We start from the raw sequence: 16,452 nt of genomic DNA on the forward strand, positions 1-16,452 counted from the left end.
CGGACGGGCTGGGGTGGCTGGACTGGGCTGAAGCAAGAAATGACCGGCCTCCCGGTTGCCGGGAGGCCGGTGGTCACCGCGTCGGTGTGGAGGGGGTCAGCGGTTGACGCCCAGGTTGCCGAAGGCGGGGTTCAGGACGCCGACGACGTTCACGCTGTTGCCCACGGCGTTCACCGGGATGTGGACCGGGGCCTGGATGAGGTTGCCCGAGATGACACCGGGCGAGCCCGCGGCGGTGCCGTCGGCGTGGGCGTCGGTGGCGGAGGCCATGCCGGCGCCGGCGGCGATCAGTCCACCGGCCACCATCGTCACGGCCGCTGCCTTCTTCAGGTTCTTCACTTTCTGAGCCCTCCCTAGCGACTGCCGCGACGTTCGCCGCAGCACGCACTGGAGAACGGCGGAGATCCACAGAGGATGCGCCATCCGGGGGCCATTCCCACGACAGTATGAATCTCAGCCCGGAGTGCAACCATCCGTGTTGCCGCCGGGAGCACCGGCGCGCACGGCGCGTCTCAGCCGGTCACGCCGTGGCGCACGGCCCAGAGTGCGGCCTGGGTGCGGTCGGCGAGGTCGAGCTTCATGAGGATGTTCGAGACGTGCGTCTTGACGGTCTTCTCGGACAGCACGAGGGCGCGCGCGATCTCGCGGTTGGAGCGGCCGTCCGCTATCAGGCCGAGGACCTCACGCTCCCGCTCCGTGAGCGAACCGCCTCTGCCCTGGCCCGAGTTGGCCTCCTCCTGTGACAGGAGGGCGCCCGCGACCTCCGGCTGGAGCAGGATGTGCCCGGCGTGCACGGAGCGGATGGCGCCGGCGAGGGCGTCCGGGTCCACGTCCTTGTAGACGTAGCCGGCGGCGCCCGCGCGCAGGGCCGGGACCACCGTGCGCTGCTCGGTGAAGCTGGTGACGATCAGCACGCGCGCGGGGTTGTCCAGCTCGCGGAGCTTGCGCAGGGCGTCCACGCCGTCCATACCCGGCATCTTGACGTCCATCAGGACGACGTCGGGCTGCAACTCCTCGGCGCGGGCGACTCCTTCGGCGCCGTCGGCCGCCTCGCCCACGACCTCGATGTCGTCCTGCACCTCCAGGAAGGTGCGCAGGCCGCGGCGGACCACCTGGTGGTCGTCGACGAGCAGCACCTTGATTGCGTCAGCCACCGGGGACCTCCATCTCGACCGTGGTGCCCTTTCCGGGCGCCGACTCCACCGTCAGCGTGCCGCCGACGCCGCTCGCGCGGTCGCGCATGGACACCAGGCCCAGGTGGCGTCCCGCGCGCCGTATCGCCTTCGGGTCGAAGCCGCCGCCGTCGTCCGCCACGCGCAGGACCGCGGCGCTGCCGCGCCGGGCCAGGGTGACGTCCACGCGCTCGGCGCCGGAGTGCCGCAGGGCGTTGTGCAGGGCCTCCTGGGCGACGCGCAGCAGGGCCTCCTCCTGGGCGGAGGGCAGGGCCCGCACGCCGCAGCTGTCGAAGGTCACGCGCGCGCTGTGGGCGCGGTCGAGCACCTGGATCTGGGTGCGCAGGGTGGCGACCAGGCCGTCCTCGTCGAGGGCCGCGGGGCGCAGCTCCACGACCGCGGCGCGCAGCTCGTCCGCCGCCTCGGCGGCGAGGACGGCGACCTGCTGCAGCTCGCCCTTGGCGCGGGACGGGTCGCGGTCGACGAGGGCGGCGGCGGCCTGGGCGGTCAGGCGCAGGGAGAAGAGCTTCTGGCTGACCGCGTCGTGCAGTTCGTGGGCGAGGCGAGAGCGCTCCTCGGCGATGGTCAGCTCGCGGCTGCGCTCGTACAGGCGCGCGTTGGTGAGGGCGATCGCCGCGTGCTGGGCGAGGATCGACAGGAGTTCCTCGTCGTCCTGGGTGAAGCCGCAGCTGCCCTCGGGCTTGGGGCAGTTCTTGTTGGCGAGGAAGAGGGCGCCGATGACCTCGTCGCCGTCCTTGATGGGCAGGCCCAGGAAGTCGGACATGTCGGGGTGGGCGGAGGGCCAGCCCTCGAAGCGGGGGTCCTTGCGGACGTCGGCGAGGCGCTCGGTCTTCGCCTCCCGGAGCATCGACGCGAGGATGCCGTGCTGGCGCGGGAGCGGGCCGATGGCCTTCCACTGGGCGTCGCTGACGCCGTCCACCACGAACTGGGCGAAGCCGCCGTGGTCGTCGGGGACCCCGAGGGCGGCGTACTGCGCGCCGAGCAGCTCGCGGGCCGAGGCGACGATCGTCTTGAGGACGTCGCGCACCTCGAGATGCCTGCTCATGGCCAGCAGCGCGGAGCTCACCGCGGCCAGGCCCGACCGGGGTCCTTGACTCATGTCCTCAAGGTACCGGCGGGGTGTGACAGCGCGGATCGGACCTGTGACGGCCCGGACTGCTCCGGTGGGCCTAGGTCCTCCGGCCTAGGCCCGGCCCCCCGGACCTGCGGCTTAGGGCGAAGGGCCCCGGCATGTTGCGGCCCGCGTCCGAGGCGCGGCGGGCGGCTCGGTTCCTACGTTGGGATCACCGCCGATCCGGAGGCGGGTGGGACGAGGGGACGTGTCATGCCGGTAGCGATCATCACGGGGGCCTCGAAGGGGCTGGGGCGGGCGCTCGCCGAGGCGCTGGCCGCGCGCGGCTGGGACCTGGTGCTCGACGCCAGGACGGCCGCGGTGCTCCAGGAGACGGCAGCTCTGCTCGAGAAGCACGGCAGGCGCGTGACGGCCCTGCCCGGGGACGTCACGGACGCCGGTCACCGGGCCGCGCTGGTGGCGGCCGCCCGGGAGCTGGGCGGGCTCGATCTGCTGGTGAGCAACGCGAGCGCGCTGGGCGCCGAGCCGCTCGTACGGCTGGAGGCGCTCGATCCGGACGGGCTGCGGCGGGCGCTGGAGGTGAACGTGGTGGCCGCGCTGGGCCTGGTCCAGGAGGCGCTGCCGCTGCTGCGCGCGTCCGGGGCGGGCACGGTGATCGCGGTCAGTTCTGACGCGGCCGCCGAGGCCTACGAGACCTGGGGTGGATACGGGGCGTCGAAGGCGGCCCTGGACCATCTCGCCGCGGTGCTCGCCGCGGAGGAGCCGGGGCTGCGGGTCTGGGCTGTCGACCCGGGCGACATGGCCACCGACCTGTACGCGGCGGCCGTACCGGACGACGGGGATCCACGGCCGGCGCCCGCGCGCGTGGTGCCGGGCTTCCTGAGGCTGCTGGACGAGCGTCCGGCGAGCGGCCGCTATGCCGCCCCGGCGCTGCTGGAGGGACAGCGATGACGGTGGCGGTGCGGGTTCCGGAGGAGCTGTCGGCGCGGATCCCGGTCGAGCAGCGCGGAGCCGGACCGGGCCGGGACGCCGTACGGCTGCTCGTGTCGCGCGGCACCGAGGTGTCGCACCACACCTTCAGGGAGCTGCCGCGGCTGCTGCGGGCCGGGGATCTGCTCGTGGTGAACACCTCGCCCACGCTGGCCGCCGCGGCGGACGGGTGGGTCGGGCACGAGCGCGTGGTGGTGCACTTCTCCACGCGCGGCGACGACGGGCGGTGGGCGGTCGAGCTGCGGGACCCCGACGGGAGGGGAACCACGCGCGCGCGTGCGGGCGGGCCCGCGGGTACGGAGGTGCGGCTGCCCGGGGGTGTGCGGCTGGTCCTGGAGGAGCCGCTGAGCGTGCATGCGGACCGCCTGTGGTGGGCACGCGTGTGCGGGGCGGAGGTGCTCGGGATGCTGCGGGAGCACGGGCGGCCCATCCGCTACTCCTACACGGAGCGGGACCAGCCGCTGTCCGTCTACCAGACGGTGTTCGCGCTCCCCTCCCGCGACGGGACGGGCAGTGCGGAGATGCCGAGTGCCGCGCGGCCCTTCACCGAGCGGCTGGTGGTGGAGCTGGTGAGCCGGGGTGTGCAGTTCGCGCCGGTGACGCTGCACACCGGGGTGGCGTCGATGGAGTCGCACGAGCCGCCGTATCCGGAGCGGTTCTCGGTGCCGGAGGCGTCGGCGCGGCTGATCAACGCCGCGAAGGCCGCCGGCCGCCGGGTCGTCGCCGTCGGGACGACCGCGGTGCGCGCCGTGGAGTCGGCCGCCGGGCCCGACGGGACCGTACGCGCGCGTGCGGGCTGGACGGACCTCGTGGTCACCCCCGAGCGCGGGGTGCGGGTGGTGGACGGGCTGCTGACCGGGCTGCACGAGCCGGAGGCCTCCCACCTGCTGATGCTGGAGGCGATCGCCGGGCGGACCGCGGTCGACCGCAGCTACGACGCGGCGCTGCGCGGGCTCTACCTGTGGCACGAGTTCGGCGACGTCCACCTCATCCTGCCGGAGGAGGGCCCTCACAGTGCGCATTGCGCCAGCAACTGCCGGTGAGACTGTTACGCCCCTGATGTGAGCCCGCGCATAGGGTCCACATCACGTACGAAGCCCGGTAGGAGATACAGCGTCCCTATTTGAGCGGGGCAGACGGTCCAGTCTGCCCCGTTTTGCCCATCCCTGATCCACTATCCAGGATCGTACGTCACATCTTTGCCTCCGCATTTTGCGGCCGCTAAGAATTGCTCCCGTCGCTCGGCGCCGCGGTTTCCCGCCGCGGCTTTTGTGCGGGACGGGCCCCATGCCCCCCGCCGGCTCGAAGCGACCTCCGCGCTATTCGAAGAGGTCCGTCTGCTATGCCCAAGAACATCCAGATTCGCCGACTCAGTCGCCAGCTCAACCGCCACCAGAAGATCGCGATAGCCGGTGTCGCCTCCCTCGGTGCCGCGGCCCTCGCGTTCTCCGCAGTCCCGAGCAGCGCCGACACGACCACGAACGAGGCCGCCGTCTCCACGGCCAAGGTGGAGTACAGCAACAAGCCCATCAAGGACGTGAAGGCCAGCGTCACCGACCAGCTCGCCGCCCAGCACCTGAAGGCCGAGGCCGTCGCGAAGCAGGCCGCCGCCAAGAAGAAGGCGGCCGCCGAGGCCGCCGCGAAGAAGGCCCTGGCGAAGAAGAAGGCGGCCGCCGCTGCCGCCGCCAAGAAGGCCGAGGCCGCGCGCAAGGCCAAGGCCGCCGCGAGCCGCTCCGCGCACCGGCCCACGATCAAGAAGGCCGCGCCGAAGCTCTACGCGAACAACCTCAACGGCTGGATCAACCACGCCCTCGACATCATGCACAAGAAGGGCATCCCGGGCAGCTACAACGGCCTGTACCGCAACATCATGCGGGAGTCGTCCGGCAACCCGAACGCGATCAACGGCTGGGACATCAACGCCATCAACGGCGTCCCGTCCAAGGGCCTGCTCCAGGTGATCCCGCCGACCTTCTCCGCGTACCACGTGAACGGCACGTCGTGGAACATCTACGACCCGGTCGCCAACATCACCGCCGCCGCCAACTACGCGGCCGACAAGTACGGCTCGATCGACAACGTCAACAGCGCGTACTGAGGTCGGCGCGGACCTCTTCACGTGAACGCCGAAGGGCGGCACCCCGTACGGGTGCCGCCCTTCGCACGTCACTGGAGTGCGACTACTTGCGCATGACCTCCGGCTCGTGGCGGCGCAGGAAGCGCGCCACGAAGAAGCCGCAGATGACGCCCAGGACGATCAGGGCGAGCATGTCCATGCCCCAGGCACCGACCGTGTGCTCCCACAGCGGGTCGTTGCTCTTGCCCTTGCCGGGCGGACTGATCTTGTTGAAGTCCAGCGTGGCGCCGGCCGCGGCCACCGCCCAGCGGGACGGCATCAGGTACGAGATCTGGTTGGCGCCGATCGAGCCGTTCAGGGCGAAGAGGCAGCCGGTGAACACGACCTGGATGATCGCGAACATGACCAGCAGCGGCATGGTCTTCTCGGCCGTCTTCACCAGCGACGAGATGATCAGGCCGAACATCATCGAGGTGAAGCCCAGGCCCATGATCGGGATGGTGAGCTCGAGCAGCGTGGCGTTGCCGAGGACGAGCCCCTCCTTCGGGATGTCGCGGCTGGCGAAGCCGATGACGCCGACCATCAGGCCCTGCAGGATCGTGACCACGCCGAGCACGAAGACCTTGGACATCAGGTAGGCCGAGCGCGACAGGCCGGTCGCGCGTTCGCGCTCGTAGATGACCCGTTCCTTGATCAGCTCACGGACGGAGTTCGCGGCGCCGGCGAAGCAGGCGCCCACCGCGAGGATCAGCAGGACGGTGGTGGCCGTGCCGTTCGGGACGGGCTGGCCGGTGGCCCGGTTGATCATCGGGTTCGGCAGCAGGCCCTTGCCGGAGTCGATGAGCAGGCTCACCGCGCCGAGGACGAGCGGCAGGATCACCGTCAGCGCCAGGAAGCCCTTGTCCGAGGCGATGACCGACACGTAGCGGCGCACCAGCGTGACGAACTGCGACATCCAGCCCTGCGGCTTCGGCGGCTTCATCGCCTGCATCGGCGGCATCTGTACGGACTGCGGCGCAACGGCGTCGATGTCCGCGGCGTACATCTGGTAGTGCTGCGAGCCCTTCCAGCGGCCCGCCCAGTCGTAGTCGCGGTAGTTCTCGAAGGCGGAGAAGACGTCGGCCCAGGTGTCGTAGCCGAAGAAGTTCAGCGCCTCCTCCGGCGGGCCGAAGTAGGCCACCGAGCCGCCGGGCGCCATCACCAGGAGCTTGTCGCAGATCGCCAGCTCGGCCACGGAGTGGGTGACGACGAGGACCGTGCGGCCGTCGTCGGCGAGGCCGCGCAGCAGCTGCATGACGTCGCGGTCCATGCCCGGGTCGAGGCCCGAGGTGGGCTCGTCCAGGAAGATCAGCGACGGCTTGGTGAGCAGCTCCAGGGCCACCGAGACGCGCTTGCGCTGGCCGCCGGAGAGGGAGGTGACCTTCTTCTCCTTGTGGATGTCCAGCTTCAGCTCGCGCAGCACCTCGTCGATACGGGCCTCGCGCTCGGCGCCGGTGGTGTCGGCCGGGAAGCGGAGCTTGGCCGCGTACTTGAGGGCCTTCTTGACGGTCAGCTCCTTGTGCAGGATGTCGTCCTGCGGGACCAGACCGATGCGCTGGCGCAGCTCGGCGAACTGCTTGTAGAGGTTCCGGTTGTCGTAGAGGACGTCGCCCTGGTTGGCGGGCCGGTAGCCGGTGAGCGCCTTGAGCAGGGTCGACTTTCCGGATCCGGACGGGCCGATGACCGCGATCAGCGACTTCTCCGGGACGCCGAAGGAGACGTCCTTCAGGATCTGCTTGCCGCCGTCGACCGTGACGGTCAGGTGGCGGGCCGAGAAGGAGACCTCACCGGTGTCGACGAACTCCTCGAGGCGGTCGCCCACCAGGCGGAAGGTCGAGTGGCCGACGCCGACGATGTCGTTCGGGCCGAGGAGCTGCGAGCCGCCCTTGGCGATCGGCTGGCCGTTGACGTAGGTGCCGTTGTGCGAGCCGAGGTCGCGGATCTCGAAGCGGCCGTCCGGCGTCGCGTGGAACTCGGCGTGGTGGCGGGAGACCTGCAGGTCCGAGACGACCAGTTCGTTCTCCAGCGCACGGCCGATGCGCATGACGCGGCCGAGCGAGAACTGGTGGAACGTGGTCGGACTGCGGTCGCCGTAGACCGGCGGCGCCCCCGCGCCACCACCGGGACCCTGCTGCGCCGGAACCTGCGCCGCGCCCTGCTGGGACGCGGACTGCTGCGGCCAGCCGGCCTGCGGCGCCTGCTGCTGCGGCGGCGCCTGCTGCGCCCAGCCGGGGCCCGCGCCCTGGGCGGCGTACGGCTGCTGCTGGGGCTGGGCGACGGCGGCCGCCGCCCCGCTCACGGTCACCAGTGGGCCGTCGGTCGCGTTGCCGAGGTGCACGGCGGCGCCCGGCCCGACCTCCATCTGATGGATCCGCTGCCCCTGCACGAACGTGCCGTTGGTGCTGCCGTGGTCGTCGATGACCCAACTGCGGCCGTTCCAGCTGATCGTGGCGTGACGCCAGGACACCCTGGCGTCGTCGATCACGATGTCGCCCTGCGGATCGCGTCCGAGGGCGTACGGCCTGGACGGATCGAGCGTCCAGGTACGTCCATTCAATTCCAGTACGAGTTCAGGCACTCCATGCCCCATGAGTAGTCCCCCGAGTTGCCCCCATCACAGGGAGTCTAGGGATGTCGAACATCGTCGGGAACTATTTCAGGCTCGCCCCCCTGACCGAAAGTCGGGCCTTGTGAAGACCACGCCGGTGCGCATCGGATGGTTCCGTTGACGGGGTTGAAACCGACCCGGAGAGTGGTAATCCACGCGAGGGGGACAGGCGCGGTGGCCGTGCCGTGTCGCGGATCGGGGGGTCTGCCATGAGCGTGTCGTCGAGTGTCGAGACCGTACGGAGCGGCGCCAAGGTGCCGTGGGGGGATGTCGCGCTGTCCGCGATCGCCTCCGTGAGCTGGGCGTTGATAGGAATGGCGGGCACGGCCGCGCTCGGTCTGCACCTGCTGGGCGCGGACGCGTCGGCCTCGCTCGGGCCGATGACCGCGGCGGTGGTGGCGCTCGGGGCGGGCGGTTCGGTCACGCCGTCCGGAGATGTGTCCGCGTTCGGGCTGAAAGGCGCGGAGGCGCACACGGCCGTCACGATCACCCCGCTGGGGGTGAGCCTGGTCGGGGCGCTGCTGTTGTCCTGGTTCTTCCTGAGGTCCTTGCGTACGGCGGGAGTTGTGGTCGAACCGGCCGAACTCCTCGCCCGTGCGGGCGCGGTGGTCGCGCTGTTCGTGGCGACGCTGGGCGGGCTCGCCTGGGCAGGACACGATGTCATCACGATCGACGGCGGCTCACTGGGGCTGGACAAGCTGCCGGGCGGCGGAGGCGGGGGCGGCGGCGTCAACATCCCCGGACTCGGGGACATCGGGGACATCGGCGGGCTGCTGCCCGACAAGATCGGCAACCTCATCGACGCGAAGGCGGCGGTCGGCTTCACCGTCGACACCGCGGCGACGCTGCTCGGCGGCCTCGGCTGGTCGGCCGGCGTGCTGCTGATCGCCCTGCTCGCCTCGCGCCGCACCCCGCTGCCGCGCGGCTGGGAGGCCGTGCACCGGGTCGTGCGGCCGGCGGTGTCGGCGGTCGTCATGGTGATGGTGATGTCGGTGGTGGCGGGGCTGGCGGCCGCGACATACGCGGCGATCGGCGACGACCATCCCAAGCGGATCTTCGGCGCCGCGCTGCTGGGCGCACCCAACGGCACCTGGCTGGCCATCCCGATCGGCCTCTTCGTGCCCTACGACGGCAAGGCGACGGGTGAACTGGCCAAGCTGCTGCCGAATCCGCTGGACGACCTGCTCACGGCCAAGACCGACCAGTCGGTGACGCTGGGGCGGCTGGCGGACCTGGACGGGCGGGTGTGGCTGCTGGCCGTGGCGGCGGCCGTGATGATGCTGCTGGCCGGGGTGCTGACGGCGGTACGGACGCCGGTCGACATCGACGGTGTACGGGGGCCGGGCGCCCTCGGGTTCGCGGGGCGCTGCGCGGTGCGGCTGGGGATCGTCACGGCGCTGACGCTGCCGCTGCTCGCCTGGCTGACGGAGGTGTCGGTGAACGCCTCGCTGTCGGTGCTGGGCTTCGACGCGTTCGGCGCCGGGATCACCTTGAACGGCAATCTCGGGCTGGCGCTGCTGCTGGGCGCCCTGTGGGGTGCGGGTGCGGGGGCCGTCGGGGCGCTGCTGGCCTGGTCGGCCGGGTCGGCGGGACGGCGGGCGGCGCCGCTCGCGCTTCGGGCCGCGGGCTCGGGGGCGCCGGCCGAGGGTGCCGCGCAGCCGCCGCAGTATGTGCGCGAGGCGGGGGTGCCTGCCGGCGAGCCGGGCAGGCACCGGGCGGCAGGGACGGCTGGGGCTGCAGGGCCGTACACGCCGGGCCGGCCGTACCGCGCGCCGAACCCGGCCACGAACCCCTACCTCCAGCTGCCGGACGAACTCCGCGACCCCGAGGACGCACGACCACCGTCCGGCACGACGCCGCCCGGGGACGGCGCGAGCGACGACAGCAACATGTACGGCGCCCCCACGGTCGCCTGGCAGGCAGGAGACCCACCCCCACGCCCCCCACGCCGCCGCCCGCGCCCCGGCGAACGCCCGCGGTCGTCACGGGACGACGGCCCGCCTCCACCTCCTCCACCGCCACCGCCGGCACCGCCCAAGCGGTCTTAGGGGGCGGCCTTGAGGTGATGGGAGCGGTGGGGGTGGTGCGGGAGTGGACGGCGGCCGCCGGGACGGAAGGGGGCCGACGGCAGCGCCGCGGGCCGGCAACTGGCCGCCGGAAGGAAGGGCCGCCGTGGGCCGGCGGTCGCGGGACGACGAGCCCCCGCCTCCGCCGCCGAGGCCGAGGCGGAGGCCGAGGCCGAGGCCGCCCAAGTCTGTGAGCTGCCGCGTGCCGCCGCGGCCTGTCCGAGGGGCACCGCGGGCTGTCCGAGCGGCACCGCGGCCTGGCAGGCGCCGCCACGGCACCAGGAGGGGGCCCTGGGCCGGCGGACGGCCGCCGGGGACTGATGAGCTGCCGTGGGCGTCGGGCGCAGCCGCCTCCTGACTGGGCACGCCGCCCTGGCCGGCGCAGGGCGCCCGGGGCCGAGGGTGCCGGGGAAGACAAGCGTGGCCCCCGCTCTGGCCGCCCCCGTTGATGTCTGCGAAGCTGCTGCTGTCGGCGTGGGGCCTCGGGGCTGCCGTGGCCGGAGCTTCAATCCGTTGTCATCCACGCGACACCCACTGTTCCGTGTCCGCTAGGCGGACCGCGGCGGCGGTAGGCACTGGGTGCCGGATACGGTGGAGCCACCATGAGCGCTGAGCAGACCTCGACCTCCGACGTTCCCACACTCCTTGTCAAGATCTTCGGCAAGGACCGGCCCGGCATCACGGCCGGCCTCTTCGACACCCTCGCCGCCTACTCCCTCGACGTGGTCGACATCGAGCAGGTCGTCACCCGTGGCCGAATGGTGCTGTGCGCGCTCGTGACCCAGCCGCCGGCCGGACTCGAGGGTGACCTGCGCGCGACCGTGCACAGCTGGGCCGAGTCGATGAAGATGCAGGCGGAGATCATCTCCGGCCGCGGCGACAACCGGCCACGCGGCCTCGGGCGCTCCCTGGTCACCGTCCTCGGGCATCCGCTCACCTCGGAGGCCACCGCCCGCATCGCCGCCAAGATCACCAAGGCCGGCGGCAACATCGACCGCATCTTCCGCCTCGCCAAGTACCCCGTGACGGCGGTCGAGTTCGCGGTGTCCGGCGTGGAGACGGAACCGCTGCGCACCGCCCTGGTGACGGACGCGGCGGCACTCGGTGTCGACGTGGCGGTCGTCGCGGCGGGCCTGCACCGCCGGGCGCAGCGGCTGGTGGTCATGGACGTCGACTCCACGCTCATCCAGGACGAGGTGATCGAGCTCTTCGCCGCGCACGCGGGCTGCGAGGACAAGGTCGCCGAGGTGACCGCGGCCGCGATGCGCGGCGAGCTGGACTTCGAGCAGTCGCTGCACGCGCGCGTGGCGCTCCTGGAGGGGCTCGACGCCTCCGTGGTCGACAAGGTGCGCAGCGAGGTGCGGCTGACACCGGGTGCCCGCACCCTGATCCGCACCCTGAAGCGCCTCGGCTACCAAGTGGGCGTGGTCTCCGGCGGGTTCACCCAGGTCACCGACGACCTCAAGGAGCGGCTGGGGCTGGACTTCGCCCAGGCCAACACCCTGGAGATCGTCGACGGGCGGCTCACCGGCAAGGTCACCGGCGAGATCGTCGACCGCGCGGGCAAGGCGCGCCTGCTGCGCCGGTTCGCCGCCGAGGCGGGCGTACCGCTGGCCCAGACCGTGGCGATCGGCGACGGGGCGAACGACCTGGACATGCTCAACGCGGCCGGCCTCGGCGTCGCCTTCAACGCCAAGCCCGTCGTCCGCGAGGCCGCCCACACCGCGGTGAACGTGCCCTTCCTCGACACCGTCCTGTACCTGCTGGGCGTCACCCGCGAAGAGGTCGAGGCGGCGGACACCCACGACGAGGACTAGGCCTCTCACGCACACGCGAGGGGCCCGGCACCGTGGTGGTGCCGGGCCCCTCGTGCGTCGTGCCGGCTACTCGGACGGCGCCCAGTAGTCGATCAGCGTGGCCACGGACGGCTCCAGGGTCTTCCAGGAGCCCTCGAAGGACAGGACGGCGAAGGCGGCGGCCGGGAAGCCGCGGCGGTCCAGCCGCTCACGGGCGTCGCCGTCGGCCGAGCCGGCCAGGATGTCGGTGAGGCCCTGCACGCCCGGGTTGTGGCCGATCAGTACGGCATTCTGCACGTCGTCCGGGGTTTCGTTGAGCAGCGCGATCAGCTCGCCGGGCGAGGCCTCGTAGATCCGCTCCTCGTAGACGGTTTTCGGCCGCTGCGGGAACTCGTGGACCGCGAGCTTCCACGTCTCGCGGGTCCGGACCGAGGTGGAGCACAGGGCCAGGTCGAAGGGGATGCCGGTGTCGGTCAGCTTGCGTCCGGCGACTGCGGCGTCCGTCCGCCCCCGCTCAGCGAGGGGGCGCTCGTGGTCGGTCACCTGCGGCCAGTCGGCTTTCGCATGCCGGAAGAGGACGATCCTGCGTGGTTCAGCGACGCTCATGGAATCCAGCTTCGCACGAAACAGGCCAATGGGCGCAGGTAGTTGACCGGCGGCCGGAACGGCACTCAGTGCGCCATCAGCTGCTGCAGGCGCTCGAAGAGGTGGGCTATCGCCGGGTCGCCCGACGCGGCCTGGGCGTCGGTCGGGTTCAGCATCAGGGCCAGGAGAACGACGAAGGCGAGCGCGGGCAGGGCGAGGGCCCACCACGGCAGCCGGATGTCGACGCCACCCTTGGCCGTCGGGTGGGACAGGGTGTGCGTGCGGCCCGACATGGATACCTCCGCTGATCTTCGAACGGTCCGTGGTCCGCCTCTCGCGGTCACAGTTCGAAGGTACGGATCCGGCGGCCCTCAACCCATCCGGAGATCCACCCACTTGACCCTGACACCCACCCCCTAGGGGACAGGGGGGCTAACCCCACCATCGGGTGTCACGGCCCCGCGGCGGGACGCCCGATGGTGGGGTCACGGCGCGCAGCCCGCCGTCACGGCGAGGCGATCGTCGCGATGACGGCGATGATCACGAAGATGGCGAGGAACGAGCCGAAGACGAGCAGCATCTTCTTCTGGCCGTTCTGCGGGTTCGGGTCGAGCACTGGCATACGGCAAGTCTCGCACCCCCCGCGCGCGGCGGTGCGGCGGGGGTGAGCGATCCGCGCCACCGCACGTCCGGGGGTCAGGCGGCCGCCTCGTCCTCCACGGTGCGGTTGCGGCCCGCCAGGACGCCGACCAGCATCTGCGGGATCAGCAGCGCGGTCATGAGGGCGATCGGCAGGCTCCAGCCGCCGCTGTGCTGGTAGAGCACGCCCACCAGGAGCGGGCCGGGGATGGACAGCAGATAGCCGGTGCTCTGCGCGAAGCCGGACAGCTGGGCCACGCCCGCGCTGGTCCTGGCCCGCATGCCGACCATCGTGAGGGCCAGCGGGAACGAGCAGTTGGAGATGCCGAGCAGCACGGCCCACGCCCAGGAGCCGGCCGCGGGGGCGAGGTACAGGCCGCCGTAGCCCACGAGGCCGCAGACACCCAGCGCGACCACGATCGGGCCCTGGTGGGGCAGCCGGGTGGCGAGGCGCGGGATGACGAAGGCGAGGGGCACGCCCATCACCATCGTGACGGCCAGCAGCAGCCCCGCGGTGCTCGCGGGAACGCCCGCGTCGCGGAAGATCTGCGCCATCCAGCCCATCGTGATGTACGCGCCGGTGGCCTGGAGCCCGAAGTAGACGGCGAGCGCCCAGGCGGTGCGGCTGCGGGTGATCCGCAGCGCGGGCGGCTGCACACGCGCGTGCTGCTGCGGCGCGGCCGCCTCCTCGGCGGGCCCGGCACCCCGCTGCCGGACGAAGGGGATCCAGGGCAGGATCGCGACCACTGCGAGGATCGACCAGATCGCGAGGCCGGACTGCCAACTGCCGCCCAGGGCCTCGGTCATGGGCACCGTCACGGCCGCCGCGGCCGCGGTGCCGAGGGCGAGGGCCATCGAGTAGAGGCCGGTCATGGAGCCGACCCGGTCGGGGAACCAGCGCTTGACGATGACCGGCATCAGGACGTTGCTGACCGCGATGCCCATCAGGGTGAGCGCGCTGGCGGCCAGGAAGCCGGCCGTGCTGTGCGTGTACGGCCGTACCAGCAGGCCCGCGCCGATGGCGGCCATGCCCACGCAGACCACCGCGGCCGGCCCGAAGCGGCGCGCCAGACGCGGCGCCGTGACGCCGAAGACGGCGAAGCAGAGCGGGGGCACGGAGGTGAGCAGCCCGGCCACGCTGCCGCTCATGCCGAGGCCGTCGCGGACCTCCTCCAGGAGCGCGCCCAGGCTGGTGATGGCGGGGCGGAGGTTCAGGGCGGTGAGGACGATGCCGACCATGAGCAGGCGCGTCATCCACGCGCGCGTGGCGGGCCCCGTGGTCGCCGGCGCCTCCGGGGTGCGTATCTGCTGGGACGTGATCGTCCTGGATTCCTCGCTTGCCATGTCGCCCATCATAGAATCATGGGATGATTGGTTGTCCATCCCCGGTCCGTCCGTACCGGGTACCCCCGTGCGAAGGTGTGCCATGCCCTTGAGCCACCCCCGTCGCTCGGCGCTGTCCGAGCAGGTCATCGCCGCGCTGCGGCACCAGATCACCTCGGGCGAGTGGCCGGTCGGCTCGCGCATCCCGACCGAGCCGGAGCTGGTCGAGCAGCTCGGCGTGGCCCGGAACACGGTCCGTGAGGCCGTCCGCGCGCTCGCGCACAACGGCCTGCTGGACATCCGCCAGGGCTCGGGCACGTACGTCGTGGCGACCAGCGAGCTGGCGGGTGTGATGCACCGCCGCTTCGCCGAGGCGGACCCGCGGCACATCGCCGAGCTGCGCTCCACGCTGGAGTCGGCCGCCGCGAGGCTGGCCGCCGAACGGCGCACCGAGAAGGACCTCAAGCAGCTGGACGCGCTGCTGGTGCGGCGCGAGGAGGCCTGGGAGTCGGGCGACACGGAGGCGTTCGTGACGGCGGACGCGACCTTCCACCTGGCGGTCGTGGCGGCGTCCCACAACGACGTGATGAGTGCGATGTACGCCGACCTCGGCGAGGTGCTGCGGGACTGGCTGCGCGAGGACGTGGGCGAGGCGCTGACGCCGGAGACGTACATGGAGCACACGCGCCTGGTCGACGCGATCCGTGCGGGCGACGCCGAGGCGGCGGGCGGGGCGGCGGCCAGCTATCCCTTCCTGTGCCGTCCCGGGCGGTTCACCGCCTCCGGTGACTGATCCACACCGAGCGGACCTCCTCCCAGCACCGTCCGGTGAGCCGTACGGTCATCGCGGGACCGGCGTCGACCGGGGTGCCGTCGGTGTCGAGGTCCCACCACCGCGCGCACTCGACGTGCAGACTGACGGCGTCCGTCTGCGGATAGGGGTTGTGGCAGTACGCGGTCACGTGCGAGCCGGTGATCCTGGTGCGGCACTCCGCCCCGAAGAGCTGCGGGGAGGGCGGCTTACCGGGCTCCACGCGCGTGTGGGGCATCGCCTCGTACGGCAGGGACATCACGAGGACCACGGCAACGGTCGCTGAGGCCAGGCTGCGAAGCAGACGCACAAGGGGACCTCCTCGGCCGTGCTGGGGAGGGAATCACGTGCTGAACACGTAATCCAGAGTGCCCAGTTGAGGCCCCGCCCCGCCCGGCCGGGTAGGCCGAACGGGTGATACGCCAAGGGCGCGCACCCCGCGGGATGCGCGCCCTCGATCGCCGTCGTACGGCGGTGTCCGGGTCAGGCGCCGATGGCGTGCAGACCGCCGTCCACGTGGACGATCTCGCCCGTGGTCTTCGGGAACCAGTCGCTCAGCAGCGCGACGATGCCCTTGCCGGCCGGCTCCGGGTCCTTGAGGTCCCACTCCAGCGGGGAGCGGCTGTCCCACACCGCGGCCAGGTCGCTGAAGCCCGGGATGGACTTGGCGGCCATCGAGCCGATCGGGCCCGCCGAGACGAGGTTGCAGCGGATGTTCTGCTTGCCCAGGTCGCGGGCGAGGTAGCGGCTGGTGGCCTCCAGGGCGGCCTTGGCCGGGCCCATCCAGTCGTACTGCGGCCAGGCGTACTGGGCGTCGAAGGTGAGGCCGACGACCGAGCCGCCGTTCTGCATCAGCGGCAGGCAGGCCATGGTGAGCGACTTGAGGGAGTACGCCGAGACGTGCATGGCCGTGGCGACCGACTCGAACGGCGTGTTCAGGAAGTTGCCGCCGAGCGCGTCCTGCGGCGCGAAGCCGATGGAGTGCACGACGCCGTCGAGGCCGCCGAGCTCCTCGCCGACGATGTCGGCCAGTCGGCCGAGGTGCTCGTCGTTGGTGACGTCGAGCTCGACGACCTTGGTGGGCCTGGGGAGCTTCTTGGCGATGCGCTCGGTCAGCGTGGGCCGCGGGAAGGCGGTCAGGATGATCTCGGCGCCCTGCTCCTGGGCCAGCTTGGCGGCGTGGAAGGCGATGGAGGACTCCATCAGCACACCGGTGATCAGGACGCGCTTGCCCTCGAGAATTCCGCTCATGG

16 protein-coding genes are annotated in these 16,452 nt (G+C 71.9%); 6 read left to right on the forward strand and 10 right to left on the reverse strand.

Features of this window, described 5'->3' with window-relative positions:
* Window positions 1-96 precede the first annotated feature (96 nt).
* From chpE to ACFU97_RS39460, 3 genes are all read right to left on the reverse strand, one after another.
* The gene (gene chpE / locus ACFU97_RS39450) at window positions 97-339 is read right to left on the reverse strand and encodes a chaplin ChpE (RefSeq protein WP_384266328.1); all 243 of its coding nucleotides are present in this window, start codon (window positions 337-339) and stop codon (window positions 97-99) included.
* Between the two features lie 173 nt (window positions 340-512).
* A complete protein-coding gene (locus tag ACFU97_RS39455) occupies window positions 513-1,154 on the reverse strand; it encodes a response regulator (protein WP_384266331.1) in 642 nt (213 codons plus the stop codon).
* A complete protein-coding gene (locus ACFU97_RS39460) occupies window positions 1,147-2,292 on the reverse strand; it encodes a GAF domain-containing sensor histidine kinase (RefSeq protein ID WP_384266333.1) in 1,146 nt (381 codons plus the stop codon). Before ACFU97_RS39460 ends, ACFU97_RS39455 begins: the two co-directional genes overlap by 8 nt.
* Window positions 2,293-2,517: 225 nt before the next feature.
* Here ACFU97_RS39460 and ACFU97_RS39465 point away from each other — a divergent pair, with 225 nt between their 5' ends.
* The 3 genes from ACFU97_RS39465 (at window position 2,518) to ACFU97_RS39475 (ending at window position 5,353) form a co-directional block, all read left to right on the forward strand.
* Entirely contained in the window at window positions 2,518-3,216 is a 699-nt protein-coding gene (locus ACFU97_RS39465; protein WP_384266336.1) for an SDR family NAD(P)-dependent oxidoreductase, read from the forward strand.
* The gene (locus tag ACFU97_RS39470; protein ID WP_384266339.1) at window positions 3,213-4,298 is read left to right on the forward strand and encodes an S-adenosylmethionine:tRNA ribosyltransferase-isomerase; all 1,086 of its coding nucleotides are present in this window, start codon (window positions 3,213-3,215) and stop codon (window positions 4,296-4,298) included. The genes ACFU97_RS39465 and ACFU97_RS39470 overlap by 4 nt, the downstream gene beginning before the upstream one ends.
* A gap of 299 nt (window positions 4,299-4,597) precedes the next feature.
* On the forward strand, window positions 4,598-5,353 hold the full coding sequence (locus ACFU97_RS39475) for a transglycosylase SLT domain-containing protein (RefSeq protein ID WP_384266342.1): 756 nt from the start codon (window positions 4,598-4,600) through the stop codon (window positions 5,351-5,353).
* An 82-nt stretch (window positions 5,354-5,435) separates the two neighbouring features.
* Here ACFU97_RS39475 and ACFU97_RS39480 read toward each other — a convergent pair whose 3' ends face one another.
* The gene (locus ACFU97_RS39480; protein WP_384266345.1) at window positions 5,436-7,949 is read right to left on the reverse strand and encodes an FHA domain-containing protein; all 2,514 of its coding nucleotides are present in this window, start codon (window positions 7,947-7,949) and stop codon (window positions 5,436-5,438) included.
* Window positions 7,950-8,188: 239 nt separating this feature from the next.
* Here ACFU97_RS39480 and ACFU97_RS39485 point away from each other — a divergent pair, with 239 nt between their 5' ends.
* Window positions 8,189-10,027, forward strand: coding sequence for a streptophobe family protein (locus ACFU97_RS39485; protein WP_384266348.1), 1,839 nt, complete (start codon window positions 8,189-8,191; stop codon window positions 10,025-10,027).
* A gap of 620 nt (window positions 10,028-10,647) precedes the next feature.
* A complete protein-coding gene (serB, locus tag ACFU97_RS39490) occupies window positions 10,648-11,862 on the forward strand; it encodes a phosphoserine phosphatase SerB (protein ID WP_384266350.1) in 1,215 nt (404 codons plus the stop codon).
* Between the two features lie 66 nt (window positions 11,863-11,928).
* Here serB and ACFU97_RS39495 read toward each other — a convergent pair whose 3' ends face one another.
* The 4 genes from ACFU97_RS39495 to ACFU97_RS39510 form a co-directional block, all read right to left on the reverse strand.
* Window positions 11,929-12,447 carry a SixA phosphatase family protein gene (locus tag ACFU97_RS39495; RefSeq protein ID WP_384266353.1) on the reverse strand — a complete coding sequence of 173 codons (519 nt, stop codon included), beginning with the start codon at window positions 12,445-12,447 and terminating at the stop codon, window positions 11,929-11,931.
* 65 nt (window positions 12,448-12,512) lie between these two features.
* A complete protein-coding gene (locus tag ACFU97_RS39500; RefSeq protein WP_384266355.1) occupies window positions 12,513-12,719 on the reverse strand; it encodes a hypothetical protein in 207 nt (68 codons plus the stop codon).
* Window positions 12,720-12,931: 212 nt separating this feature from the next.
* Window positions 12,932-13,048, reverse strand: coding sequence for an SGM_5486 family transporter-associated protein (locus ACFU97_RS39505; protein ID WP_097262240.1), 117 nt, complete (start codon window positions 13,046-13,048; stop codon window positions 12,932-12,934).
* Between the two features lie 74 nt (window positions 13,049-13,122).
* On the reverse strand, window positions 13,123-14,421 hold the full coding sequence (locus ACFU97_RS39510; protein WP_384266358.1) for a CynX/NimT family MFS transporter: 1,299 nt from the start codon (window positions 14,419-14,421) through the stop codon (window positions 13,123-13,125).
* A gap of 70 nt (window positions 14,422-14,491) precedes the next feature.
* Here ACFU97_RS39510 and ACFU97_RS39515 point away from each other — a divergent pair, with 70 nt between their 5' ends.
* On the forward strand, window positions 14,492-15,181 hold the full coding sequence (locus tag ACFU97_RS39515; protein ID WP_384266361.1) for a FadR/GntR family transcriptional regulator: 690 nt from the start codon (window positions 14,492-14,494) through the stop codon (window positions 15,179-15,181).
* Here ACFU97_RS39515 and ACFU97_RS39520 read toward each other — a convergent pair.
* Window positions 15,162-15,509, reverse strand: a complete 348-nt coding sequence (locus ACFU97_RS39520; RefSeq protein WP_384266363.1) for a hypothetical protein — start codon at window positions 15,507-15,509, stop codon at window positions 15,162-15,164. The two genes, ACFU97_RS39515 and ACFU97_RS39520, sit on opposite strands and share 20 nt — an antisense overlap.
* Before the next feature lie 173 nt (window positions 15,510-15,682).
* Window positions 15,683-16,450 carry an enoyl-ACP reductase FabI gene (fabI, locus tag ACFU97_RS39525; protein WP_384266365.1) on the reverse strand — a complete coding sequence of 256 codons (768 nt, stop codon included), beginning with the start codon at window positions 16,448-16,450 and terminating at the stop codon, window positions 15,683-15,685.
* Between the last annotated feature and the right edge of the window lie 2 nt (window positions 16,451-16,452).

This window comes from Streptomyces sp. NPDC057616, assembly GCF_042800575.1.
GTDB lineage: Bacteria > Actinomycetota > Actinomycetes > Streptomycetales > Streptomycetaceae > Streptomyces.

What these genes read in the sequence shown, in the direction of transcription:
- ACFU97_RS39510 (WP_384266358.1), bottom strand. Translation starts at nt 14,421, where the DNA reads ATGATGGGCGACATGGCAAGCGAGGAATCCAGGACGATCACGTCCCAG.
- ACFU97_RS39485 (WP_384266348.1), top strand. Translation starts at nt 8,189, where the DNA reads ATGAGCGTGTCGTCGAGTGTCGAGACCGTACGGAGCGGCGCCAAGGTG.
- serB (WP_384266350.1), top strand. Translation starts at nt 10,648, where the DNA reads ATGAGCGCTGAGCAGACCTCGACCTCCGACGTTCCCACACTCCTTGTC.
- fabI (WP_384266365.1), bottom strand. Translation starts at nt 16,450, where the DNA reads ATGAGCGGAATTCTCGAGGGCAAGCGCGTCCTGATCACCGGTGTGCTG.
- ACFU97_RS39500 (WP_384266355.1), bottom strand. Translation starts at nt 12,719, where the DNA reads ATGTCGGGCCGCACGCACACCCTGTCCCACCCGACGGCCAAGGGTGGC.
- ACFU97_RS39515 (WP_384266361.1), top strand. Translation starts at nt 14,492, where the DNA reads ATGCCCTTGAGCCACCCCCGTCGCTCGGCGCTGTCCGAGCAGGTCATC.
- ACFU97_RS39460 (WP_384266333.1), bottom strand. Translation starts at nt 2,292, where the DNA reads ATGAGTCAAGGACCCCGGTCGGGCCTGGCCGCGGTGAGCTCCGCGCTG.
- ACFU97_RS39505 (WP_097262240.1), bottom strand. Translation starts at nt 13,048, where the DNA reads ATGCCAGTGCTCGACCCGAACCCGCAGAACGGCCAGAAGAAGATGCTG.
- ACFU97_RS39465 (WP_384266336.1), top strand. Translation starts at nt 2,518, where the DNA reads ATGCCGGTAGCGATCATCACGGGGGCCTCGAAGGGGCTGGGGCGGGCG.
- ACFU97_RS39475 (WP_384266342.1), top strand. Translation starts at nt 4,598, where the DNA reads ATGCCCAAGAACATCCAGATTCGCCGACTCAGTCGCCAGCTCAACCGC.
- ACFU97_RS39470 (WP_384266339.1), top strand. Translation starts at nt 3,213, where the DNA reads ATGACGGTGGCGGTGCGGGTTCCGGAGGAGCTGTCGGCGCGGATCCCG.
- ACFU97_RS39495 (WP_384266353.1), bottom strand. Translation starts at nt 12,447, where the DNA reads ATGAGCGTCGCTGAACCACGCAGGATCGTCCTCTTCCGGCATGCGAAA.